General features: G+C 57.7%; 24 protein-coding genes and 1 pseudogene. 18 read left to right on the top strand and 7 right to left on the bottom strand.

Features of this window, described 5'->3' with window-relative positions:
- Nucleotides 1-492 (top strand): annotated as a pseudogene (locus tag GO007_RS10105) (Hcp family type VI secretion system effector).
- On the opposite strand, the gene GO007_RS10100 reads toward GO007_RS10105, so the two are convergent.
- Nucleotides 458-778: a tyrosine-type recombinase/integrase gene (locus tag GO007_RS10100; protein WP_157349164.1), complete on the bottom strand. Its 321-nt coding sequence runs from the start codon at nt 776-778 to the stop codon at nt 458-460. The pseudogene GO007_RS10105 and the gene GO007_RS10100 sit on opposite strands and share 35 nt — an antisense overlap.
- 365 nt (nt 779-1,143) lie before the next feature.
- Between GO007_RS10100 and GO007_RS10090 the strand changes: the two genes are divergently transcribed.
- On the top strand, nt 1,144-2,019 hold the full coding sequence (locus GO007_RS10090; RefSeq protein WP_095099180.1) for an AraC family transcriptional regulator: 876 nt from the start codon (nt 1,144-1,146) through the stop codon (nt 2,017-2,019).
- 108 nt (nt 2,020-2,127) lie between these two features.
- On the opposite strand, the gene GO007_RS10085 is transcribed toward GO007_RS10090, so the two are convergent.
- A complete protein-coding gene (locus GO007_RS10085; protein WP_095099178.1) occupies nt 2,128-2,526 on the bottom strand; it encodes a VOC family protein in 399 nt (132 codons plus the stop codon).
- A gap of 14 nt (nt 2,527-2,540) precedes the next feature.
- On the opposite strand from GO007_RS10085, the gene GO007_RS10080 reads away from it, so the two are divergent.
- The 8 genes from GO007_RS10080 (at nt 2,541) to GO007_RS10045 (ending at nt 8,843) form a co-directional block, all read left to right on the top strand.
- Nucleotides 2,541-3,320, top strand: coding sequence for a helix-turn-helix transcriptional regulator (locus tag GO007_RS10080; protein ID WP_223261774.1), 780 nt, complete (start codon nt 2,541-2,543; stop codon nt 3,318-3,320).
- A gap of 406 nt (nt 3,321-3,726) precedes the next feature.
- Nucleotides 3,727-4,479 (top strand): FadR/GntR family transcriptional regulator, encoded by a 753-nt coding sequence (locus tag GO007_RS10075; RefSeq protein WP_095099176.1) that lies wholly within the window; start codon nt 3,727-3,729, stop codon nt 4,477-4,479.
- A 14-nt stretch (nt 4,480-4,493) separates the two neighbouring features.
- Nucleotides 4,494-4,940, top strand: a complete 447-nt coding sequence (gene rpiB / locus GO007_RS10070; protein ID WP_095099174.1) for a ribose 5-phosphate isomerase B — start codon at nt 4,494-4,496, stop codon at nt 4,938-4,940.
- A gap of 21 nt (nt 4,941-4,961) precedes the next feature.
- Nucleotides 4,962-5,870 carry an NAD(P)-dependent oxidoreductase gene (locus GO007_RS10065; RefSeq protein WP_095099168.1) on the top strand — a complete coding sequence of 303 codons (909 nt, stop codon included), beginning with the start codon at nt 4,962-4,964 and terminating at the stop codon, nt 5,868-5,870.
- 14 nt (nt 5,871-5,884) lie between these two features.
- Complete coding sequence (locus GO007_RS10060) at nt 5,885-6,562, top strand: amino acid ABC transporter permease (protein WP_095099165.1); 678 nt, start codon at nt 5,885-5,887, stop codon at nt 6,560-6,562.
- A gap of 12 nt (nt 6,563-6,574) precedes the next feature.
- A complete protein-coding gene (locus tag GO007_RS10055; protein WP_095099162.1) occupies nt 6,575-7,267 on the top strand; it encodes an amino acid ABC transporter permease in 693 nt (230 codons plus the stop codon).
- 10 nt (nt 7,268-7,277) lie between these two features.
- Nucleotides 7,278-8,003 carry an amino acid ABC transporter ATP-binding protein gene (locus GO007_RS10050; protein WP_095099159.1) on the top strand — a complete coding sequence of 242 codons (726 nt, stop codon included), beginning with the start codon at nt 7,278-7,280 and terminating at the stop codon, nt 8,001-8,003.
- Between the two features lie 42 nt (nt 8,004-8,045).
- Nucleotides 8,046-8,843 (top strand): transporter substrate-binding domain-containing protein, encoded by a 798-nt coding sequence (locus GO007_RS10045; protein ID WP_095099156.1) that lies wholly within the window; start codon nt 8,046-8,048, stop codon nt 8,841-8,843.
- Between the two features lie 266 nt (nt 8,844-9,109).
- Here the strand turns inward: GO007_RS10045 and GO007_RS10040 are convergent, their stop codons facing one another.
- Entirely contained in the window at nt 9,110-9,529 is a 420-nt protein-coding gene (locus GO007_RS10040) for a GNAT family N-acetyltransferase (protein WP_095099153.1), read from the bottom strand.
- 230 nt (nt 9,530-9,759) lie between these two features.
- Between GO007_RS10040 and GO007_RS10035 the strand changes: the two genes are divergently transcribed.
- Nucleotides 9,760-10,095 carry a YceI family protein gene (locus tag GO007_RS10035; RefSeq protein ID WP_370525542.1) on the top strand — a complete coding sequence of 112 codons (336 nt, stop codon included), beginning with the start codon at nt 9,760-9,762 and terminating at the stop codon, nt 10,093-10,095.
- A 36-nt stretch (nt 10,096-10,131) separates the two neighbouring features.
- On the opposite strand, the gene GO007_RS10030 is transcribed toward GO007_RS10035, so the two are convergent.
- Entirely contained in the window at nt 10,132-10,710 is a 579-nt protein-coding gene (locus GO007_RS10030; RefSeq protein WP_095099150.1) for a cytochrome b, read from the bottom strand.
- 204 nt (nt 10,711-10,914) lie between these two features.
- Here GO007_RS10030 and GO007_RS10025 point away from each other — a divergent pair, with 204 nt between their 5' ends.
- The 7 genes from GO007_RS10025 to GO007_RS09995 all read left to right on the top strand — a co-directional run bounded on the left by GO007_RS10025 (nt 10,915) and on the right by GO007_RS09995 (nt 20,710).
- On the top strand, nt 10,915-11,544 hold the full coding sequence (locus tag GO007_RS10025; protein WP_095099147.1) for a response regulator transcription factor: 630 nt from the start codon (nt 10,915-10,917) through the stop codon (nt 11,542-11,544).
- Nucleotides 11,544-13,085, top strand: coding sequence for an MASE1 domain-containing sensor histidine kinase (locus GO007_RS10020; protein ID WP_095099144.1), 1,542 nt, complete (start codon nt 11,544-11,546; stop codon nt 13,083-13,085). The genes GO007_RS10025 and GO007_RS10020 overlap by 1 nt, the downstream gene beginning before the upstream one ends.
- A gap of 85 nt (nt 13,086-13,170) precedes the next feature.
- Complete coding sequence (gene uhpC, locus GO007_RS10015; RefSeq protein ID WP_095099141.1) at nt 13,171-14,472, top strand: MFS transporter family glucose-6-phosphate receptor UhpC; 1,302 nt, start codon at nt 13,171-13,173, stop codon at nt 14,470-14,472.
- A gap of 11 nt (nt 14,473-14,483) precedes the next feature.
- The gene (locus tag GO007_RS10010) at nt 14,484-15,515 is read left to right on the top strand and encodes an ABC transporter substrate-binding protein (RefSeq protein ID WP_095099139.1); all 1,032 of its coding nucleotides are present in this window, start codon (nt 14,484-14,486) and stop codon (nt 15,513-15,515) included.
- A 60-nt stretch (nt 15,516-15,575) separates the two neighbouring features.
- Complete coding sequence (locus GO007_RS10005; RefSeq protein ID WP_095099136.1) at nt 15,576-17,654, top strand: ABC transporter permease; 2,079 nt, start codon at nt 15,576-15,578, stop codon at nt 17,652-17,654.
- Nucleotides 17,655-17,658: 4 nt separating this feature from the next.
- A complete protein-coding gene (gene fbpC, locus GO007_RS10000; protein WP_095099133.1) occupies nt 17,659-18,705 on the top strand; it encodes a ferric ABC transporter ATP-binding protein in 1,047 nt (348 codons plus the stop codon).
- Between the two features lie 451 nt (nt 18,706-19,156).
- On the top strand, nt 19,157-20,710 hold the full coding sequence (locus GO007_RS09995) for a peptide MFS transporter (RefSeq protein ID WP_095099131.1): 1,554 nt from the start codon (nt 19,157-19,159) through the stop codon (nt 20,708-20,710).
- A gap of 63 nt (nt 20,711-20,773) precedes the next feature.
- Here the strand turns inward: GO007_RS09995 and GO007_RS09990 are convergent, their stop codons facing one another.
- The 3 genes from GO007_RS09990 to GO007_RS09980 form a co-directional block, all read right to left on the bottom strand.
- On the bottom strand, nt 20,774-21,949 hold the full coding sequence (locus GO007_RS09990) for a TCR/Tet family MFS transporter (protein WP_095099128.1): 1,176 nt from the start codon (nt 21,947-21,949) through the stop codon (nt 20,774-20,776).
- A 20-nt stretch (nt 21,950-21,969) separates the two neighbouring features.
- The gene (locus GO007_RS09985) at nt 21,970-22,611 is read right to left on the bottom strand and encodes a TetR/AcrR family transcriptional regulator (protein ID WP_095099125.1); all 642 of its coding nucleotides are present in this window, start codon (nt 22,609-22,611) and stop codon (nt 21,970-21,972) included.
- A gap of 222 nt (nt 22,612-22,833) precedes the next feature.
- Nucleotides 22,834-23,613 (bottom strand): acetoin reductase, encoded by a 780-nt coding sequence (locus GO007_RS09980; protein ID WP_041147129.1) that lies wholly within the window; start codon nt 23,611-23,613, stop codon nt 22,834-22,836.
- Nucleotides 23,614-23,619: the final 6 nt, after the last annotated feature.

The following is a 23,619-nucleotide window of genomic DNA, read 5'->3' as shown; positions in this document are numbered from 1 at the left end:
ATGCCAATTCCCCCGTATATGTGGCTTAAAGACGATGGCGGTGCAGACATAAAGGGATCTGTTGACGTTCAGGATCGTGACGGCAGCATTGAGATCATCGGACTGAGCCACTGAATCAACTTACCTGTAGACAATGCCAACGGTAAGATCACCGGGACCCGTCAACATTCATCAATGATGATTGAAAAGGAAGTTGATAGCTCTACTCCGTATCTTTATAAGGCCGCTGCAACTGGTCAGACACTGAAAAGCGCGGAGATTCGTTTCTAGCACATCAACGACGCAGGGCAGGAAGTACCGTATTACTCTGTGCTGATGGAAAACGTGAAAATCACAGGTGTTAACTGCGGTGTTCCTAACTGCAAACTTGCAGCTAATGACAAAATGAACCACGTTGAAAGTGTCAGCTTGCAGTACGAGAAAATCACATGGAAGATTCACGACGGGAATATTCAGTTCACGGATGCCTGGAACGAGCGACCAACCGCATAACCTCAGAGGGGGAGTAATTAAATTTTGCTGAGACTGTTACGCGGCAGATCGGTTTGTCTTTGGCCCGGTTGCTGTCAACTTCGAAGAGATATTCATGCCCTGGATTATCAGCGCGGCGCTGTGCAACTAGTTCGAGCGCTCTCGCTGCCAGCATAATAGAACGGGTTTTCCCGGTCTTTTGCTCCTTCAGGTTCAGAATGTTGCCTTCCAGATGATTAAAATCTGCATATCGTAATTTGAGTGCGTCACCAGCTCGCGCGGCTGTCTGGTTCAGGAATACCCACAAATCACCATAAATAGGGCTGCTATTACCTCAGCGCTTTATAGCTTTCAAAACCGTGTCGGCACAAACAAACGCAGCTCCAGGAAAGCCCTTGAAATGCTATGCCATCACAGACCCTGTAAATAATTCTGTGTAACTGCCACCGTATTAAAGGCGATCGCTCAGGCGGTCACCGAACTCGATAATAAAACGGCTCATTGCCAACCGCCAGTTCTGGAGCGGCATACTCCATTTTTGACGCATCCCGGCGCCATCATTGATAACGCCGCACCTTGCGACTGGTTTCTTTTGACGTTTTGTTATTTTGCGCAAGATCGGTCAGGCAAATCAAATCGCCTTTGCGCATATTAAGAGGCACGGAGGAAGCCATGTGTGATAACAAAACCGATAGTTACGCCAGACGTTTTAATCAGGTTTTCGATTATATTGACCGCCATCTTGACGACGCGCTGTTGCTGGAAAAACTCAGCGAAGTGGCCCACTTTTCGCCATTTCATTTCCATCGTCAGTTTTGCAGCTATTGCGGCATGTCGCCTGGTCGTTACATCCAGATGATGCGCTTAAAACGCGCATCCTATCGGCTGGCTTTTAATCCGTTAGAGAAAATCACTGATATCGCGTTCGACGCCGGTTTTCAGCATGCCGAATCATTTAGCCGCGCCTTCCGGCAAATGTTTGGTCTGTCACCGACGCAGTTTCGCCAGCAGCCCCCTTGGGTAGAGTGGCATCAGCGGATATCAGAACCTTATCAAACGAGGAGAAAAACGATGCAAGGTCAGGTCAGGATCATTAACTTTTCCGCCACGTCGGTTGCCATGTTGAGCCACCGTGGCCAGCCGGAGCTCATAAACGAAACTGCGGCCCGCTTTATTGAATGGCGAAAAACCACGGGTTATTCGCCCGTTGCCAGCAGCCAGACGTATGGTCTTGCTCCGGACGATCCGGCTACAACGCCGTCGGATGAATTTGCGTTCCATATTTGCGGAACGGTAACCTCACCGATTGCCGAAGACAATCGCTTCGGGGTGGTTAATAGCGACATCCCCGCGGGCCGATGCGCGGTGCTGCGCCATCAGGGATCGCACGACGCGTTAACCGGGCTGGCGCAGGCTCTGTACCGCGACTGGCTGCCCGGTAGCGGAGAAGAGCTGCGCCACTTCCCGCTCTTCTTTCATTACCACAACTTTGTGCATGAGGTGGCGGAACATGAATTGCTCACGGATATCTATTTGCCGCTGAAATAAACTGATTCGGCCGGCCCCGTTCGTCGTCGCCTCAGGCGTGGGGCTTCCCCGAGCAGCTCTCCCATCTTTCTTTCGGCCGGGAGAGCTTCTTATCGGTTCGTCTCTCTCTTATCCCCGATTAAAGCGCGTTTTCGCTGCTTCCGTTACCGGAGTATAAAGTGAAATCAACGAGCCTTCGGGATCGCGAAACTGTGCCGTCCTGTTTCCCCAGGGTAAATCTTTAGGGGGATGAACCACTTCAACTTGTTCTTTTAAAAGATTAAATTCGGCATCGACATCTTCGACCCTGAACTCCAAAATTACCGAGCGATTCAATGCGGGCTGGGCGCTGCCCTCTTTGAACAGAGCTACCGTCTCAACGCTACCTATGGCGATAACGGCTACCGGCGTGACGATTTCCGCAAAAACCGGGGCTAGCCAGTCAGCCTTGCTGCGGGTAACTAATTCATAAAACTGCACAACGTCTTTGATGTTTTGCGCAATCAGGCGGACAGATACGAATTTCATAGCGAAGCTCCATTATGGCGGCGAATAGCGCGGCCTCTGAAAAATATCTTCACTCAGGTATGCTGACAGCGTGGTGGCAACAGGATGAAAAAATGCGACGTGCAGACAGGCTGTTTCAGATTCTCCAGATACTCAGGCGTTCGACGCTTCCGGTCACCGCGGCGAAATTGGCCGAAGAGCTTGAAGTATCAAAGCGAACCATTTACCGGGATATTGCGGATCTCGCAGGGCAAAGGGTTCCGGTAGAGGGGGAGGCGGGTTGTGGCTATGTTTTAAGTGCAGATTACGACATGCCGCCTTTGATGTTTACGGCCGAGGAGCTGGAAGCCATCTTTCTTGGCGCAGAGCTGGTGCGGCGCTTACCGGATGCGACTCTGGCGAATAACGCCAGCGATGTGCTGGCAAAAATCGCCTCGGCAGTCCCCGCAAGGCTGCTCGGTTGTTTATCTTATTCGGCGGTAGGGATAAAACCGGATGAGTCAGGCAGCTTCAAACCCGATACGCGGAATATACGCATCGCCATTCGGGAAGGCAAAAAGCTGTTGCTGGATTACTGCTCCAGGTCCGGTGACATCACTCAAAGAACCGTTTGGCCGGTGGTGTTGGGCTATGACCAGAACTGCTGTCTCCTCATTAGCTGGTGCGAACTACGCGGCGGCTTTCGTCACTTCCGGGCTGAGCGCATACGCCAGGTGACGATATTGAATGAAGATATTGGCACCAGCAGGAGTGAGCTCAGGAACCGTTGGGAACGCTGGCGGGATAATGAGATGAGACAGCTCAATGCAGAGTAATGTACAGGCACCCTCGGCTATTCGAGGACAAGAAGGTTAACTCGCCGCCTGGGAAAAATCAGGCCGATCTCCGTTCGCAAATATCTCTCATCATCCCCGATAGGTCCGGGCGACGGCTCCGCTATCATTTTTTGTGCGGGCCCTTTTCCCGGTTCAGCTAAATCCTAACGCACGCTACCAGCAGCCTCTCCGCTACCTGTCCATTTCCCATCTGCCCGCCGTTGCTCAGTTCACCACAACCTTTTGTCAGCCAGCGGCTAAGCATTTTCTTGTTCCGTCCAGCTTTCTCCACTCATTGTTGCTTACATCACAAAAACAACTGATCAATTAACGATCAACATCACGTTAATATTTCACTAACACATCTACCATTGGTATTACCACTACAGACCACTGGTGAGATCACATGGAAATCAGGCGCGAAAAGACAGAAGCCGGCAGCGGCTACGACCGAGTTGTAAAGTTTTTGCGGGATCAGCTACTCAATGGCGAACTGAAAGCCGGAGATAGCCTTCTGCCGGAGCGTGAGCTTTCGGCAAAGTTAGGCGTGAGTCGCCCCGTACTTCGCGAGGCGCTGCGGGCGCTCGCCATGGTCGGGGCGGTGGAGATCCGCCACGGCATTGGTACCGTGGTAACCAAACCTGATGTCTCAATTCTCGGCGAATTCTTTACTTTCGTTCTTGCCCACCAGCCCAACGTGGTAGATGACGTCATGCAGGCACGAATCGCTATTGAGCGTCAGGCCGTTCGTTTAGCCTGTCGCCGCGCGACACAAAGTGACTACGATCGCCTGGCCGCCTGTCTCGGTGAAATCATCGAAACCATTCGCACCCCCGAACTCGGTGCTTTAGCGGATTTCAGGTTTCACGAAAGCATCGTCACCGCATCCGGTTCGCCCACGCTTATCAATATTTATCAGTCCATCAGCATGCTGATGCGCCGTTCACACCTTGACCGCCGCGAGCAGATCATTCAGGTCGAGGGTATTGAAGAGTTCCTCATTAACCATCACCGCGCCATTTTTTCCGCCATCGTCGAACGTGATGAAAATAAAGCCGATGAGTTACTTGGCCGCCACTTCGAGATTGGCTCAGATTTTCGCCGCCGCGCCACCATCCTCAAGGCCAGCAGCGGTTCATCGACCTTCACTACTCCGTAAAAGGAAAACAGCAGATGCAGATTGTGATTGGCAGTGACCACGCAGGATTTCACCTCAAGCAGGAGCTTAAACAGTGGCTGCATCAGGCCGGATATCAGATTGACGATGTCGGCAGCCACGACCCCGAACCGGTTGATTTTCCGGATATCGCCTTAGCGTTATGCAGCAAGGTGCGCAGCAGCGCAGATCGGCGCGGCATTCTGGTATGTGGCACCGGCGTCGGGGCGGTTATCGCCGCTAACAAAGTAAAAGGTATCCGCGCGGCGGTCTGCCACGACGTGCACTCCGCGCACCAGTCGGTGGAGCATGACGATGTCAACGTCATGTGTATGGGGGCGCAAATTGTCGGGCCGTGGCTCGCTCGCGATCTGATTATGGCTTTCCTCGAAGCGAAGTTTGTGCATGACGACGACTTTGTTCGTCGCGTCGCGAAGCTCGCTCAACTGGAACAACTTAACTAACCATCAACCTGGAGCATAACGATGAGTAACAGCACTTCCGGCATTGTCGGGTTTATTGGACTTGGCGTCATGGGCCGCGAGATGGCGCGTAATCTGGCACAGGCAGGTTTTACCGTTCGCGCGTTTGATGTCGTCACAACAGCAGGTGATGCGCTCCGCCAGTATGGCGTGGACGTAGTCAGCGATCTTTCCAGCGCTATCAGCGATGCCGATATCGTCATCTCCATGCTGCCCGACACCCCGCAGGTTGAAGAGATAGTGCGCGGTGCCGGCGGACTGCTGAGCAACCCGCCGCGCGGGAAACTGTTTGTTGATATGAGCACTATCGCACCCGCCGCGACGCGCCAGCTAAGCGAATCTCTGGCAACAATTGGCGTCACGATGCTGGATGCTCCGGTTTCCGGTGGCCCGGTCGGCGCAAAAAACGGCAATCTGACGATCATGGTGGGCGGCAGCGCCGAGGGCTTTGCTCAGGCTACTCCTTATTTGCGCGCGATGGGCACCACGCTCAATCACGTTGGCGCATCCGGCGCGGGGCAGACGGTAAAACTATGTAACCAGCTGATTTGTGGCATCAATATTCAGGCGATTTGTGAAGCGTTAGCGCTGGCGCGCGCCTGGGATATTAATCTTCCTCAGATGCGCGAGGTGCTGATGGGCGGTTCGGCAGCCTCCTGGATGCTCGATAAGCTGGGGAGCGCCATGATTGACGGTGATGTCTCCGCAGGATTTCGCATCGACCTGATGATGAAGGATCTGCGTCTTGTGCTGGAGGCCGCTCAGAAGCATCCGGTCCCACTGCCCGCTACCGCGCTGGTCGCCTCACAGTATCAAAACGCGCAGGCCTATGGCGAAGGTGCCAACGGCAATCAGGCGCTCTTTAAAGTTTACGACCGCCTGACCGGCCAGCAAAACAGCGTAACAAAATAACCGGGGTTGACCTTATGATGCTCGATTTCACAGCAATTCTCGCGCAGTGGCAGCTTCTGTGGAGTGGCGCGCTACTCACCGCCAAACTGGCTTTGGTGACGACGTTAACCGGTTTTCTGATCGGCACGCTTTGCGCAGCGGCGCGTCGTTCTGATTCGGTTTGGTTGGCGCGCCTGACGGGCGTTTATGTCGAGTCGATTCGCAATACGCCTTTTCTGGTGCAGATCTTCCTGGTCTATTTTGGTCTCTCCAGTCTGGGCTTCTCATTCAGCGCTTTCACGGTTTCAGTCATTGCACTCACCATCAACGTCGGGGCGTATACGGCAGAGATTATGCGCGCCGGCTTCGAGTCGATTCACAAAGGCCAGTGGGAAGCCGCCGAAACGCTGGGGCTGAATCGCTGGCAGCAATACTGGCATGTGGCGCTGCGCCCGGCGATTGAGCGCGTTTACCCCTCGCTAACCAGCCAGTTTATTTTGCTGATGCTGGCATCATCGGTGACATCGCAAATTTCAGCGGAAGAGCTCACGGCAACGGCCAATTTTATCCAGTCAGAAACCTATCGCCCCTTTGAAACGTTCTTCATCGTGGCCTGTATTTACATCGCGCTGTCGCTGTTGATGCGAGTGATATTCTGGCTATTTGGTCAGGTGATTTTCCCTCGCCGCCGCCGTCTTGGCACGTCGATTTAAGGAGAGTCGTAGATGAATATTCCTCTTAACTTTGCCCATCTACAGTTTCTGCTTGATGGCACGCTGTGGACGGTGATTTTGTCACTAATGGCCTTTGGCGGTGGCGGTCTGGTGGGGTTCCTCATTGCGCTGGGACGCATTGCGCCATTGAAGCCGCTGCGTCTTCTGGTCAGCGCATGGGTGCAGCTAATTCAGGGTACGCCGCTACTGATCATCATGTTTATGGTCTACTTCGGCTTACCTCAACTCGGTTATTCGATAGCTCCTCTGCTGGCAGCAGGTATCTCTCTTACCATTTATGCCAGCGCCTATCTCGGTGAGATCTGGCGCGGCTGCATACAAGCGGTTCCACGCGCACAGTGGGAGGCGGCCGAATGTCTGGCACTGTCGCGCACTCAGCGCATGTTCAAAGTGATTATGCCGCAAGCAATCAAGCTGGCAACGCCACCTACCGTTGGATTCTCGGTACAGATAATCAAAAACACCTCGCTGGCGTCGGTGGTGGGTTTTGTCGAGCTGGCGCGTGCTGGCCAGCTCATCAACAACTCGATTTTCCAGCCCTTTATTATCTATCTGATCGTTGCCGTCATTTACTTCTGCCTGTGTTTTCCGGTTTCAGCATTAAGCCGCAGGCTGGAACGCGGAGCACCACAGAAACAGGCTAAGCGCCTGCAGGCCATTGCGGCGCGCGTTAATCGAGGATAAGGATAAAGTTATGTCAATCATTACCTTAAGTAACGTACAGAAGAGTTTTGGTCATAATTCAGTGCTGAAAGATGTCTCGTTTTCAGTGAATCAGGGCCAGGTCGTGGCGCTGATTGGTGCCAGCGGCTCGGGCAAAAGCACTGCGCTCCGCTGTATCGATCGGTTAGAAACCATCAATGGCGGCAGTATCGAAGTGTGTGGCTATAAAGTGGAGGATCCCAAAGTCGATTTGCGTAAGTTACGCCAGGACGTTGGTATTGTATTTCAGAGCTACAACCTGTTTCCCCATCTCACCATTGAGCAGAACGTTACGCTTGGTCCGGTCGCGGTGAAAAAAATGCCGAAAGCAGAAGCCAGAAGGCTAGCGCTCTCCGTTCTGGAACAGGTCGGGCTCGCGGATAAAGTGGACAGCTATCCTGAGCAACTCTCCGGTGGGCAGCAGCAGCGTGCCGCTATCGCCCGCTCTCTGGCGATGAAACCAAAAGTGATGCTTTTTGATGAGGTCACTTCGGCGCTGGATCCTAAATTAACCGGCGAAGTGCTGCGCGTTATTGAGCGGCTGGCTGGGAGCGGCATGACGATGATCATGGTGACGCATGAAATGAATTTTGCACGCAAAGTCGCCGATAAAGTGATCTTCATGCATCAGGGAAAAGTGCATGAAAGCGGGAGTGCCGCCATTTTGCAAGCGCCGGAAACCGAGGCCTTAAAGGAGTTTATTGCCAACGATCTGTAATTCACCCGATACCCTGTACCCATCCTCATCAGGAGAATAATAATGAAATACGCAAAATCGATTGCCCTACTCGCCAGCATGGTAACAGCACTTATCGCCCAGCCGGCCTCGGCAAACGCGCTGGAAGACATTCAACAACGCGGCGAACTGCGTGTCGCCACCGATATGTCACTGCCGCCTTCAGGCATGCTGGATGCGGCGATGAAACCGATAGGATCCGATGTTGAAACCGCTGAACTGCTGGCGAAGGATTGGGGATTAAAACTGAAATTTATTGAAACTACCGGACCGACGCGTATTCCGAACCTGCAAACGGGTAAGGCAGATATCGTCATTTCAACCCTGTCCGTCACGCCACAGCGTGCGCAGGTGATTGATTTTACCCGTGCTTATGCAGGCTTGCGCTCTGTTATTGCGGCACCTGCCGCCACCAAAGTCAGTGACTGGGCCGATTTAAAAGGGCATGCAATTACCGTTACGCGCGGCACCACTCAGGACTCAATGCTGAGTCAGGATGCGATGAAAAAGGGCTATAGCATTCAACGCTATGATGATGATGCAACCTTAGTCACCGCCGCCGTTAGCGGTCAGGCATATGCGGTCGCCACTTCCGCCACGCTGGTTAACCAGATTAAAAAACAGAATCCTAAATTAAGCTTTGAGCCCAAATTAACCCTAACGGTATTTGATTTAGCCATCGGAGTTAAAAAAGGTGAACCGGAGTTGAAAGAAAAATTAAATGAATGGATTGTCACCAATCTTAAAAATGGAAAACTAAACGCCATTTACGAAAAATACCACGGCGAAGCTATCCCGGCGGAAATAATAAACCGTAAATAGTTTATCGCCCCTTGTCACAGGGTAATTGCAGGCAGCGCATCCATTTAGCTAACTCGGGTGGAGGAGGGGAACTTGCCGACGAAGCTAACGGCTCCAGGCTGCAACCCGGGGAGGTAAGGGCCGCTTAGCGGCCCCGATAGCGCGCCTGCCTGCCCCTGGTTAAACCAGCCGGTTCTCCCCATCCTCAGCGGTGATTTTCCTCCACAGCGCTTCGCCAACGGGAGGATCTTGCTGAAAATAGTCCATCAGGAAATCGATGCATACCTTCAGCGCCTTTGCGATCCCCACACCAGCGCCATGCCTTCGCTCTCCGGGCGCACCAGCTGAAAGCCAAATTTTTTATACAGCTCGGGAACGTCGGCGACCAGGCTGACGTAGGCGCCCGCCGGCGCATGCAGCTCAAGCCAGGCCATCAGATGCTCCATGATTTTTCGCCCCAGCCCCTTTCCCTGATGCGCCGGATCGACGGCAACATCGACGATCTCGAAGTTAAGCACGCCGTCGCCAACGATGCGTCCCATGCCGACAATCAGCCCGGAATACTCCACGTATACGCCGTGGCAGCTGCGGGGCAGCGCGCGTTTAGCCGCCTCAAGAGGGCGGGGCGTTAAACCGGAGATGACGCGCAGGCGACAAAAATCGTCTGCCGGGGGAACGGTTTCCACAAAGGCGTATGCTGCTGACATTTATTGATCTCCGTATTAAGCGTTCCCCTGTTTACCATCAACAACTCATTCGCTCAACCGCTACGCGCGTCGCCGGCAAACCGGCTCATTACCGATCCGCCGGCAAAAATAGAAATGAATAAAAACGGATCCAGGCGCGTTTACCGGCTATCGACACTGAGGATAACCCACTATGACGCGCACTGTTTCCGCTATGGCCTTCGGGCTCTTGCTCGGCCCCGCTGTACGCGATGCCGGTTAGCTACGGCATCAGCACCCCCGACACCGCTATCGGGCTTTCATGGCACGCTTTCGGCGGCACCTCGCAGACGCATCTTGCCGGCGTAACGGGGGAGCTGACGCTGGATATGGACAATGACATGGACGATCGTCTGAGCGTCTCCATCCCGGTCGCCACCCTCGCGGCCTCCAATAGCCTGCTGACCTGGCAAATGAAAAGTAGCCTTTTTTTCGACGCCGATCGCTACCCGGCGATCCGGTTTACCAGCAGCCGGGTGGTGGCGCTGGTGGGGGATACCGTCACCATTGATATCGCCATCGAGGCTAAAGTCCGGCATCGGGCCTAAACTCCCCCGCGCGCTATTCGCGCGGGAGGGCAGGGATTAACGGCCGGTGCGACCGGGCAGCATGCGGGACAGCACGTTATCGCGAAACAGGTAGTGGTGGGCCAGCGCCGCCAGCGCGTGGGCGCAGGCGAGAATAATGAGCGCCCACGCCACGTTGTTGTGCCACTCCCCCAGGCTATGCCTGAGCGCGGGATCGATGTTCACCCAGCCGGAGAGATCGAGCCCGCCAAAAAAGCGGAACGGTTCCTGTTGAGCCCAGCGAAACAGAAAGTCCAGCGCGGCCTGGGCGAACAGCAACAGGTACAGCATCCCGTGGACGGCGTGCGCGGCAAGCTTTATCGGGCGCGAATCCCGGGTCGGCGGCAGGGCGTAGCGCGGGGAGCGCTGGCTGATAATACGCCACAGCAGGCGCACGACGATCGTCAGCGCCAGCACGATGCCGCACGAGATATGCAGGGCCTGCAGCTCTTTTCGCAACGGCGTGCCGCGTTCCAGCCACGCCCAGATGTGGGCGCTGGAAAAGAGAAAGATGACGCAGGCGGCGGTCAGCCAGTGCAGCGTCAGCGTCAAGCCGTCATAGCGCTGGCGCTGCGCGGTGGGGGATAGTTCTGTCATAACAAGGGACTCCATCAGCGGTGTTGGTGATGGGTAAACGCGGCAGGGGGAACATCTATTCGGAAAATTTTTCTATCGGGCGATCTTTTGTACGGGGCGGTTTATTGCAATTTTGTTACATGCATTACATAACGGCGGCTGCGGCATTGCCTGCGCCGCGGTAACAGGCATCATAAAACGACCTTCCGGCAAGAGTATTTCATCATGATCAAAGTCGCCCTGGTGGATGACCATGTGGTCGTTCGATCCGGTTTTGCCCAGCTATTAAATCTGGAAGACGATCTTATCGTGGCGGGACAGTACAGCAGCGCCGCCGAGGCGTGGACCGCGCTGATGCGCAGCGAAATTGACGTTGCGGTGCTGGACGTCGCCATGCCGGACGAGAACGGCCTGAGCCTGCTCAAACGCCTGCGCCAGCAGCACCCCGGATTTCGCGCCATTATTCTCAGCATCTATGACACCCCGGCTTTTGTGCAGAGCGCCATCGATGCCGGGGCGAGCGGTTATCTTACCAAACGCTGCGGCCCGGAGGAGCTGGTGCAGGCGGTACGTTCGGTGGGGATGGGCGGCCACTATCTGTGCGTTGATGCGCTCAAAGCGCTGCGCGGCGGCGAATCATCGCCAAAAGCGCTCGACGTCCTGACCCCGCGCGAGCGGGAGATATTCGAGCTGCTGGTGAAAGGGGAGAGCGTTAAGGCGATCGCCTTCAGCCTGGCGCTGAGCCATAAAACCGTCCACGTGCACCGGGCTAACGTGCTGGGTAAGCTGCAGTGCGGCAGCACCATTGAGCTGGTGCATTTCGCTCTCGATAATCAGCTGCTGACGGGCCATTGATGACACGCGCGTCCCGTCATCTGATCCTGACGCTGTTTATCACCCTGGCCTGGGGAAGCGGCTGGCTGATGCTGTGGACGCTCAGCTTTTATTTGACCCACAACGGCCAGCAGGCGGTGCTGTTCCTGCCGCAGGGCGTCTATCTGGCGCTGCTGATCCTGCTGCCGCGCCGCTTTTGGCCGGCGGTTGTCCTGCCGCCGCTGGCGGCGATCGTCTGGCTGCGAAGCGAGCAGCTGCTGACCGGCTACACGATTGCGATCGTCCCGCTGGTGGGCATGCTGTCGGCGTATATGGCGCAGCGTTTCTGGTACCGCTTTCCGCTCTACTGGCAGCGGCTGTCGCTGCTGATTGCGGCGGTCAGCGCCAACGCGCTGCTCCAGACCCTGGCCCTGATCGCCTTTTTGCAGAGCCCCGCGACGCTGCTCGGGCTAGCCTCGTTTACCGGCGGCGTGCTGCTGGCGCCGTTTGTCTATCTGATGTTCGAGTTTTTGCGCCAGCAGCATCGCTATCAGCTGCTGGGGCTGGATACCAGCAACCCGCCGCTGCGCGCCTCGCTGATTATCTGGTGTAGCCTGTTTTTTATCATCGGCATCGGCACCCAGATGGTGCTCTCCCCGGCGCTGGAGCGGCTGCTGCTGATCGTGGTGTTTTTGCCTAACGTGGTGATGGCGTGGAAGTTTGGCTGGCAGGGCGGCGTGCTGTCCGGTCTGCTCGGCAGCATGATGATCGCCATCGCGCGCCAGGTGGGCGGCGGATTTACGGACCTGCTGGAGCTTGAAATTTTCCTCGCCACCCAGTCGCTGCTGGGGATCGGCCTGGGTATCGCCATCAGCCGCCAGCAGCACCTGGCGCTCAATCTCGATCGCTATCGCCGCCGGCTGGAGCAGGAGCTGCAGACCCGGCGCGAGCTGACGGAGAAGCTGATCCACACGGAGGAGGACACCCGCAAGCATCTCGCCCGCGAGCTGCATGATGAAATCGGGCAGAACATCACCGCCATTCAGATCCAGTCGCAGCTGGTCAAACGGGCCGGCGGCACCGCCCTGGCGATTGAGGCCGCCGGACAGATCGGCGAGCTGGCCCAGCGCATTCACCACTCCACCCGCCAGATGCTGCGCCAGCTGCGCCCCCCGGCGCTGGACGAACTGTCGCTCAAGGAGGCGCTGCACCATCTGGTGAAGGAGTTCGCCTTTGCCGAACGCGGGATTAACTGCCGCTTTGACTACCGGCTGGCGGCCCCGCCGGCCAACGAAACCCTGGTCTTTACCCTCTATCGCCTGCTGCAGGAGCTGCTCAATAACGTCAGCAAGCACGCTGGCGCCAGCGAGGTGGCGATCCTGCTTTGCCAGCAGGGCGACGGCCTGTACCTCGAGGTGCGGGACAACGGCAGCGGCCTCGGCCCGCAGAATACGCCGGGCTTTGGCATGCAGGGCATTCGCGAGCGCGTCCACGCCCTCGGCGGGGAGCTGACCCTGGAATCACGCGGCGGCACGCGCGTAATTGTTAACCTGCCCACATTTTCGTCACAAACACTTCGCTAACCAGGAAAAAGTCTTAGCCGCACCGGACTTTCTCTCATCCATTTTGCCCCGCGCTTTTATATCGTCAGCCTAAACGGAGAACGCTATGCCCTCACTGTCTGCTGCACAGATCGCTCAACGCTACCGGACCCAGCGCCCGAGGCTGCTGCTGTGCATGGTGATTGGCTACGCCGCGTTCTACCTGACGCGTAAAAGCATCAACTACGTGCTGCCGGTTTTGCAGCTGGACATGGGGCTGAGCAAAAGCGACATCGGGCTGATCGGCTCGCTGTTTTATCTGAGCTACGGCCTGTCGAAATTTGCCGCCGGATTGTGGCATGACGGCCACGGGCAGCGGGCGTTTATGGGGATTGGCCTGCTGGCGACCGGAGTCCTGAACGTGCTGTTCGTGTTTAGCCACTCCCTGCCGGTGCTGCTGTTTATCTGGACGCTAAACGGTTTTTTCCAGGGATGGGGATGGCCGCCCTGCGCCCGGCTGTTAACCCACTGGTATTCGCGCAACGAACGCGGCTTTTGGTGGGGATGCTGGAACACCTCCATCAATATCGGCGGGGCGATCGTGCCGCTGGTTTGCGCCTTAGCCGCCCACTTTTTCGGCTGGCGGGCGGCGATGCTGGCGCCGGGTCTCATCAGCATCGTGCTCGGCATCTGGCTGACCACGCAGCTGCGGGGCACGCCGCAGGAGGAGGGGCTGCCGACGGTGGGCGAGTGGCGCAACGATCCGCTGGAGCTGCGCCAGGAGCTGCAGAGCCCGCCGATGGGGCTGTGGCAGATGCTGCGCACCACCATGCTGCAGAACCCGATGATCTGGCTGCTGGGCGCCTCATACGTGCTGGTGTATCTGATCCGCATCGCGCTCAACGACTGGGGCAACATCTGGCTGGCGGAGAGCCACGGCGTCAACCTGCTGAGCGCCAACGCCACGGTCATGCTGTTCGAGGCCGGCGGCCTGCTCGGGGCGCTGTTTGCCGGCTGGGGTTCAGATTTGCTGTTCAGCGGCCAGCGCGCGCCGATGCTCCTGCTGTTCACGCTGGGGTTAATGGTCTCGGTCGCCGCGCTGTGGCTGGCGCCGGTGCACCACTACGCGCTGCTGGCGATGTGCTTTTTTAGCGTCGGTTTTTTTGTCTTTGGTCCGCAGATGCTCATTGGTCTTGCCGCCGTTGAGTGCGGGCACAAGCAGGCGGCGGGGTCGATCAGCGGTTTTCTCGGCGTATTTGCCTATCTGGGGGCCGCGCTGGCCGGGTGGCCGCTGTCGCAGGTTATCGAACGCTACGGCTGGTCGGGGATGTTCAGCTTGCTCTCGCTTGCCGCCGTATTGATGGGTTTATTACTGATGCCCCTGCTGATGGCGGGCGTCACCGTTTCTCGCAATCACACAACATCCTGAAGGGCTGAATAATGAAAATAACGCTTCTCTCTACCCTCATTGCTTCCGGGCTCGCGCTCGCCGCCCTTACCGGCGCGGCGCAGGCTAAAGGCCGCCTGGTGGTCTACTGCAGCGCCACCAACGAAATGTGCGAAGTCGAAACCAAAGCGTTCGGCGAAAAGTACGATGTTAAAACCTCATTTATCCGCAACGGCTCCGGCAGTACCCTGGCGAAGGTGGATGCGGAGAAGAAAAACCCGCAGGCCGACGTCTGGTACGGCGGAACGCTGGACCCGCAGTCGCAGGCCGGTGAAATGGGGCTCCTGCAGGCCTACCCGTCGCCAAATCTGGCGCAGATCATGGAGAAATTCCGCGATCCGGCGAAGGTGAAAGGCAACCTCTCCTCGGCGGTTTACGTCGGGATCCTCGGCTTCGGCGTCAACACGCAGCGGCTGAAAGAGAAGAATCTGCCGGTGCCAAAATGCTGGAAAGATCTGACCAAAGCGGAATACAAAGGCGAGATCCAGATTGCCGATCCGCAGAGTTCAGGCACCGCCTACACCGCGCTGGCGACCTTCGTCCAGCTGTGGGGTGAAGACCAGGCGTTTGATTATCTGAAACAGCTCAACGCCAACGTTTCCCAGTACACCAAATCCGGCATCGCCCCGGCGCGTAACGCCGCGCGCGGCGAAACGGCGATCGGCATCGGCTTCCTTCACGACTACTCGCTGGAAAAAGAGCAGGGCGCGCCGCTGGAGCTGATCTCCCCGTGCGAGGGAACCGGCTACGAGATTGGCGGCGTCAGCATTCTGAAGGGCGCGCGCAACGCGGAGAACGCGAAGCTGTTCGTTGACTGGGTGCTGTCGAAGGATGCCCAGGAGCTGGCGTGGAAGAAGGGCAAATCTTATCAAATCCTCACCAACACCACGGCGGAAACCTCGCCAAACTCGCTGAAGCTCGATGACCTCAAGCTTATCAGCTATGACATGGATAAGTACGGCTCAACGGAAGTCCGCAAAGCGCTCATTAACAAATGGGTCGCCGACGTGAAGATGGGTCAATAAGCCCGCGACAAGTGGTTATCGCCCGGCGTCCGCGTCGGGCCAACAACACCCGGAAAACTTATGTCACACACATTAGCTCTTCATCCCGCGAAAAAACGGGATGCGGTATTCCTGTGGGTTTTACTCGGCTGGCTGGCGTTTGCCCTGCTGCCGGGCTGGAGCCTGGATTACGGCCTGCTGGAGTCGACGCGCGATGAGATCCTCGCCGCCTACGGCTGGTCGCAGGTCAACGTTAGCTGGCTATGGTATCTGCTCCCGAGCCTGCTGCTGGTCCGCCCGCTTAGCGAAGCGCGCCGCGAGCAGCGGGCCCGCCACTATTTTGACGCCGGCTGGGCGCTGCTGTGCATGGCCTTTATCGTCATCAGCGCCAGCGTAGAGGGCCGGGGTTTAGGCTACGCCGCCATCGTGCTGTTCGTGGCGCTGGGCGCGATCATGACCCTGGCGCTGACGCGCCTCGAATGGCTGGGCGGCGACCGCTTTGTGATTGGCTCGCTGATTACCATCATCGCGCTGATCGGCATTTTTATCGTCTGGCCGAGCATCGCCATTTTTATCCCGATGTTCACCAATGCGGCCGGGGAGTTCGCGCCGCTGGCGTTCCTCAGCGTCCTCTCCCAGGCTCATATCGTACAGGTCATTATCAACTCGATCCTGCTGTCGATTGCCGTCGGGATCGGCTGCACCTTCTTCGGTCTGGTGCTGGCGATTTACACCACCCGCATCGCGAAGCGCAGCGCGATCATCGGGCGCATCTTCTCGATTCTGCCGATCGTCACTCCGCCGTTCGTGGTGGGGCTTGGCGTTACGCTGATGATGGGGCGCTCCGGCTACGTGACCGAATTTATGGTGACCTGGTTCGGGCTGACCAACACCAACTGGCTGTACGGTTTTACCGGCATCTGGCTGGCGCAGGTGCTGGCCTTTACCCCGATGGCGTTTATGATCCTCGACGGCGCTATCAAGACCATCCACCCCTCGCTGGAGGAGGCGTCGTATACCCTGCGCGCCAGCCGCTGGCAAACCTTTAACGGCGTATTCGTCCCGCTGCTCAAACCGGCGCTGGCGAACGCCTTCCTGATTGTTATCGTGCAGTCGCTGGCCGACTTCAGCAACCCGCTGGTGCTGGGCGGCAACTTCGACGTGCTGGCGACGCAGATCTACTTCTACATTACCGGCTCGCAGCTGGATTATCAGGCCGCCAGCACCCTCGGCGCATTCCTGCTGCTGTTCTCGCTGCTGGTGTTCTGCGTGCAGTATATGTGGATTGGCAAGCGCTCCTACGTGACCGTTTCCGGCAAGTCCTACCGCGGCGACGTGCAGCCGCTGCCGGCGATGCTGGTGCGGGGCGTGGTGGCCCTGCTGGCGATCTGGATTGCCTTCAACGCCCTGCTCTACGGCAGCATTTTCTACGGCAGCTTCACCGTCAACTGGGGCGTGGACTATACCCTGACGCTGGATAACTTTATTAAGCTGTTTGGCCAGGGGATGAGCGACGGCGCGTGGCCTTCGCTGCTTGATACCCTGCTGTACGCCGGGATTGCGGCGCCCATCACCGCAGGTTTTGGCCTGCTGATCGCCTGGGTCGTCGTGCGCCAGCAGTTCAAGGGCAAAAAGACCATCGAATTTACCACCATGCTGTGCTTCGCGGTTCCCGGCACCGTGGCGGGGGTGTCGTACATCCTGGCCTTCAACAGCGCGCCGGTTTATCTCACCGGTACGGCGGCGATTGTGATTATGTCGATGGTGATGCGCAACGTGCCGGTCGGCATTCGGGCGGGCATTGCCGGCCTGGGCCAGATCGATAAATCGCTGGATGAGGCCTCGCTCAGCCTGCGCGCCGGGAGCCTACGCACCATTACCCATATCCTGCTGCCGCTGCTGCGGCCGGCCACTTTGTCGGCGCTGATCTACAGCTTCGTCCGCGCCATTACCACCGTCAGCGCGATTGTTTTCCTCGTCACGCCGGATACCCGGGTGGCAACGGCCTACATTCTCAACCGGGTAGAAGACGGCGAATATGGCGTGGCGATCGCCTACGGCTCCATTCTGATAGTCGTGATGCTGGCGATTATTTTCCTCTTTGACTGGCTGATCGGCGAGGCGCGAATCTCCCGCTCAAAAGCCAAAAATCAGGCGTAATTCTATGACTCAAAAACATTTCGTTGAGCTGCGCAACGTCGGCAAGCGCTTTGGCGATAACACCGTTATCGAAACCATTAATCTTGCCATTCCGCAGGGGCAGATGGTGACGCTGCTCGGCCCGTCCGGCTGCGGGAAAACCACGGTGCTGCGGCTGGTGGCCGGGCTGGAAAAGCCCACCAGCGGGCAGATTTTTATCGATGGCGAAGACGTTACCCACCGCTCCATCCAGCAGCGCGATATCTGCATGGTGTTCCAGTCCTACGCGCTGTTCCCTCATATGTCGCTGGGGGAAAACGTCGGCTACGGCCTGAAGATGCTCGGCGTATCGCGCAGCGAGACAAAAGCGCGGGTGAAGGAGGCGCTGGCGATGGTCGACCTGGAGGGCTATGAGGATCGCTTTGTCGATCAGATCTCCGGCGGGCAGCAGCAGCGCGTGGCGCTGGCCCGGGCGCTGATCCTCAAGCCGAAGGTGCTGCTGTTCGACGAGCCGCTGAGCAACCTTGACGCCAACCTGCGCCGCAGCATGCGGGATAAGATCCGCGAGCTGCAAAGGCAGTTCAATATTACTTCGCTGTACGTCACTCACGATCAGAGCGAGGCCTTTGCGGTCTCCGATACGGTGCTGGTGATGAACAAAGGCAGCATCATGCAGATTGGCTCGCCGCAGGCGCTGTACCGTCAGCCCGCTTCGCGCTTTATGGCCAGCTTTATGGGCGACGCGAACCTGTTCCCGGCCAGCTTCAGCGCCGATTGCGTGGAGATCCACGGCTACCGTCTGCCGCGTCCGCCGCATTTTACCGCCAGCGGAAGCGGCACCGTTGGCGTCCGCCCGGAGGCGATTACCCTCAGCCAGCAGGGGAGCGAGAGCCAGCGCTGCGTCATCCGGCACGTGGCCTATATGGGGCCGCAGTATGAGGCGATCGTTGAGTGGCACGGCCAGCAGATTTTGCTGCAAATCAACGCCACCCGCCTGCAGCCTGACGTCGGGGATAGCTACTTCCTGCAGATTCATCCGTACGGGATGTTTATTTTACAGGACGCCGCATAGGCGTCTGGCCCCCTGCTTAGCGGCGGGGGGCCGCTGGCGCCCGACGACCGGCGCCAAATCAATAGCCGTATTTATCAGCCTTTCCCGACACAGACTCTGCCAACCGCGTATTTACCCTACTTTTAATCACGTTATTCCGCCGCCGCTGGCTATCCATCTTTGCTGAATGGATATTCATTAACTTTATGTTTATAAACAATAAAATTATAAAAATCCCCGAGATGGCAATGTCAACAGCATTCACACCTGGACAAACTTAAAATCTATAAAAGTAGACGTTTGTCGACTTTTCATCTAAAAAGTCTGGGTAAGGGGCTAGACAAAACCACTATCCGGTTATCAAATGGTTAAATAATATTAAATTTTAAGTAAATGATTGGCCAAATGAAAAAATGGTCAACGCGCTTTCCGCGATTTACAGGCGCTTCGGCGCACCTTATTGGGAGAAGTTATGCATTCCTCTGTTAATAAAAACGAAAGTCGGACCTTCTTTGGTCATCCCTATCCGCTAGGGTCGCTGTTTTTTACCGAAATGTGGGAGCGATTCTCTTTTTACGGCATTCGCCCGCTATTAATCCTGTTTATGGCCGCCACCGTCTATGACGGCGGAATGGGGCTGGCGCGCGAAAACGCGTCGGCGATCGTCGGTATCTTCGCCGGCAGTATGTACCTTGCGGCGCTGCCGGGCGGCTGGCTGGCGGATAACTGGCTGGGTCAGCAGAAGGCCGTCTGGTATGGCTCGATTCTGATTGCGCTCGGCCATCTGTCGATTGCCCTCTCTGCCTGGATGGGCGACACCCTGTTCTTCATCGGGCTGATGTTTATCGTGCTCGGTTCCGGCCTGTTTAAGACCTGTATCTCGGTGATGGTCGGCACGCTGTATAAGAAGGGCGACGCGCGCCGCGACGGCGGATTCTCGCTGTTCTATATGGGCATCAATATGGGCTCGTTCATTGCCCCGCTGATCTCCGGCTGGCTGATCAAATCCCACGGCTGGCACTGGGGCTTTGGCATCGGCGGTATCGGGATGCTGGTAGCGCTGGTTATCTTCCGCCTGTTCGCCGTTCCGGCCATGAAACGCTATGACGGTGAAGTGGGGCTGGACTCCACCTGGAATAGTCCGGTGGCGAAGAAAAACGGCGTCGGCGCCTGGCTGCTGGCGCTGGCGATTGGGGTTGCGGCGGTGATTACCCTGATTGCTCAGGGCATTATCGTGATTAACCCCGTGGCGGTCGCCAGTACGCTGGTGTACGTCATTGCGGCGTCGGTCGCGCTGTACTTTATCTATCTGTTCGCCTTTGCCGGCCTGAGCCGCAAAGAGCGCGCTCGCCTGCTGGTGTGCTTTATCCTGCTGGTCTCAGCCGCCTTCTTCTGGTCGGCCTTCGAGCAGAAGCCAACGTCGTTTAACCTGTTCGCCAACGACTACACCAATCGCACCATCGGCAGTTTCGAAATTCCGGCGGTATGGTTCCAGTCGATTAACGCCCTGTTTATCATTCTGCTGGCGCCGGTATTCAGCTGGGCATGGCCGGCGATGGCGCGTAAAAACGTCCGTCTGAGCAGCATCACCAAGTTTGTTATCGGTATTCTCTGCGCCGCCGGCGGCTTCGGTCTGATGATGCTGGCCGCTGAAAACGTGCTGAGCAACGGCGGGGCAGGGGTATCGCCGCTGTGGCTGGTCGGCAGTATTCTGATGCTGACGCTGGGCGAGCTGTGCCTGAGCCCGATTGGTCTGGCGACCATGACGCTGTTGGCTCCGGAAAGAATGCGTGGTCAGATGATGGGGCTCTGGTTCTGCGCCAGCGCGCTGGGTAACCTGGCCGCCGGCCTGATTGGCGGGCACGTGAAGGCCGACCAGCTGGATATGCTGCCGGACCTCTTCGCCCGCTGCTCGATCGCGCTGCTGATCTGCGCCGCCGTACTCTGCGTGCTGATTGTTCCGGTACGCCGGATGCTGGAAAATACCCAGACCAAAACCGCACAGCAGCCGGCGGCGAACGCCTGACGGTAAAAGAAGCGAGATCCTGCAAGCCGGCGCCTGATGCGCCGGCTTTTTTTCGTCTGCGAGCTACGGCTCCCGGCGCGTGCAGCGGTAAATGAGCGGCACGGCAAACGCGTACAGCACCACCACCGACAGCCAGATGGCCCCGGGCCACCATGTTCTGAGTCCGAAATAGAGCGACGAAAAGGCCAGCGGCGCGACGATCGACGCCAGGCTGACGGTGGAGGCCAGTACGCCCTGCAGCTGCCCCTGCCGATCGGCGTTGACCTGGCGGGTTGCCAGCGCCTGCAGGGCGGGCGCGCCGATGCCCCCGAGGGCGATCAGCGGCATCACCGCAAAGACAACCCAGCCCTGGTGGGCCAGCGACAGGATAATCAGCGCTATGCTGGCACTGGCGATGCCGCAGAGAATAGCCCCGCGCTCGCCGAGCCTGCGGGCTGCCGGGCCGGGCAAAAAGGCCTGCGCCAGCGTCTGGCACACGCCGAACGCGCCCAGCGACAGGCCAACCCACAGCCCATTCCAGTGAAACATATCCTGCCCCCACAGCGTCCAGCAGGTACCGTAGACCTCCCCGGTGGCGCTTAAGAAAAAGAACACCAGCGCGATGCTGAGCAGCCCTTTGGCCGAGAATAGCCAGCGCATAGGCCGGAGGGGATTGAGTTCGGCGAGCGCCATTTTGCGCTTCGCCGGCCGGCGCGACTCCTGCAGGGCCAGCAGCGCCAGCAGGAAGTTAGCGCCGTTCAGCACTGCGGCGACGAGGAACGGCAGGCGCAGGGCGTAATCGCCCAGTACGCCGCCGAGCACCGGACCGATAATAAATCCCGCGCCGAAAGTGGCGTTGAACAGCCCGAAGCGGCCGGCGCGCTTTTCCGCCGGCGTCACGTCCGTCAGCCATGCCATCGCCACCGAAATGTTGGCGCTGGTGAGGCCGGCGATAGCCCGCCCGAGCAGCAGCGGCCAAAGATGGCTGGAGAAAGCCATCAGCAGATAGTTGAGCGCCGCCCCGGCCAGTGAAATGAGCAGTATCGGGCGGCGGCCGAAATTATCGCTTAGCGCGCCGAGCAGGGGGGCGAAAATAAACTGCATCAGGGCATACAGCGCCGCCAGAATGCCGATGTAAGGGGAGATATCGGCGGTGTGAACCACCTCTTTAAGCAGCTGCGGCAGCAGCGGGAAAATAAGCCCGATGCCGACGGCGTCGAGCCAGATAGTGATAAAAATAACGCTCAGGGTTCTGTTCATGGTCGGCTCAACGCGGGGCGCTACGCATAGGGAGTATCCTGCGCGGCGGCGCTGGCGGCATGAAAACTACGTTCGAGAAGCGCGAGGAAATGCTCGCGAACGGCGTCTGCGGGCTGGTCCTGCTGCAGGCGCAGCGCGTCGCTAAAGGCAATGCGCCAGCCGTTGAGCACGATGCTGGCGATCAGCTGCGCCAGCGGGTCCTGGTCGGGCCGCTGAAGGCGCGACGAGATCACGGCGCCTAGCGCCTGGGTCAGGAGGGCAAACTGCTCAAGCGCGTAGGCCTGCAGCGACGGGCTGGCGTGAACGCCCTGCCAGAACGCCGCCACCCGCCGATCCATTCTGACCAGCGGATGCTGCTGGCTCATCAGCTCCTGGACCAGCGCGGAGAACACCGCGACCGGCGCCAGCCCGGGATGCCGATCGAAGGCCTGCTGCAGCAGCTGGTGGATTTCGTCGATGCGATCGAAATAGAGTTCCTCTTTACGCGGGAAATAGTTGAACACGGTCATTTTCGAGACGCCGGCCGCGGCGGCAATATCGGCAATGGTGACGTTATCAAAACCGTGCTGAATAAACAGTTCGGTGGCGGTATTGGAGAGCTGCTGACGCGTAAGGCGCTTTTTTTGCTCACGCAGCCCCTGCGTATGTTGGGGGGTATTCACGTATTTGCTCCGTCGGGCTGATGTCGATGTCGACAGGATAATTTTATGTCGGGTAAAATATTATGATCGATATAAAATTAAGTCCAGCGCTATGATGCATAGCCGGCAGGCGTGCGGGTGAAGTTAAGCGAGAAGTTAAGTCAGAAGTTAAGCGGCAGAAGGCGTGCGGAAGAAGGGCAATGTCAGCCGAACCGCGGGGTGAAGGCGGCCCGGCTTCAGGATTTAGCGGTAGACGATGCCGCCATCGATCAGGATCGCCTGACCGGTAACGTAGTCAGAGTCCGGGCCCGCCAGATAGGAGACCAGGCTGGCCACGTCGTCCGGCGTTTCGGCACGGCCCAGCGCGATGCCTTCCACGTATTTTTTGTAGGTTTCACCGACCGGCGTGCCGGTAATCTCGGAGAAACGTTTGTCGATTTCGGTCCACATGCCGGTACCGACAATCCCCGGACAGTAGGCGTTGACCGTGATGCCGCGGCTGGCATACTCTTTGGCCGCCGCCTGGGTCAGCGCGCGTACGGCAAATTTGGTTGCGGAATAGATCCCCAGCAGGGCGAAGCCATCGTGTCCGGCAATGGAGCAGGCGTTGATGATTTTACCTTTCTGCTGGCGGTCGATAAATTTTTTCGCCGCCGCCTGAATGCCCCACAGCGTGCCCTGGACGTTGATGCGCATGATGCGATCGACCTCTTCCGGGGTCACGTCGGCCAGCGCCTGCACCTGAGCAATACCGGCGTTGTTAACAATAATATCAAAGCCGCCCAGCTGCTTTTCCGCCTCGTCAATTGCGGCGTAAACCTGATCGCGGTCGGCAATATTCGCCACGAACGTGGCCGCCTTGCGGCCCAGGGCCTCGACCTCAGCCGCGACGGCGGCAATTCCTTCCGGGTTGACGTCGACGAGCATCAGCGACGCGCCATCTTTAGCCAGACGTAAAGCAATCCCGCGGCCAATGCCCTGACCCGCGCCGGTGACCAACGCCACTTTATTTTCGATAGCCATTCTGTA

The sequence above is a fragment of the Klebsiella sp. 10-1 genome (genome assembly GCF_009758445.1).
Taxonomy (GTDB): Bacteria; Pseudomonadota; Gammaproteobacteria; order Enterobacterales; family Enterobacteriaceae; genus Klebsiella; species Klebsiella scottii.
The sequence above is the reverse complement of the archived record's forward strand: the minus strand, read 5'-3'. Positions and strand labels throughout refer to the sequence as shown.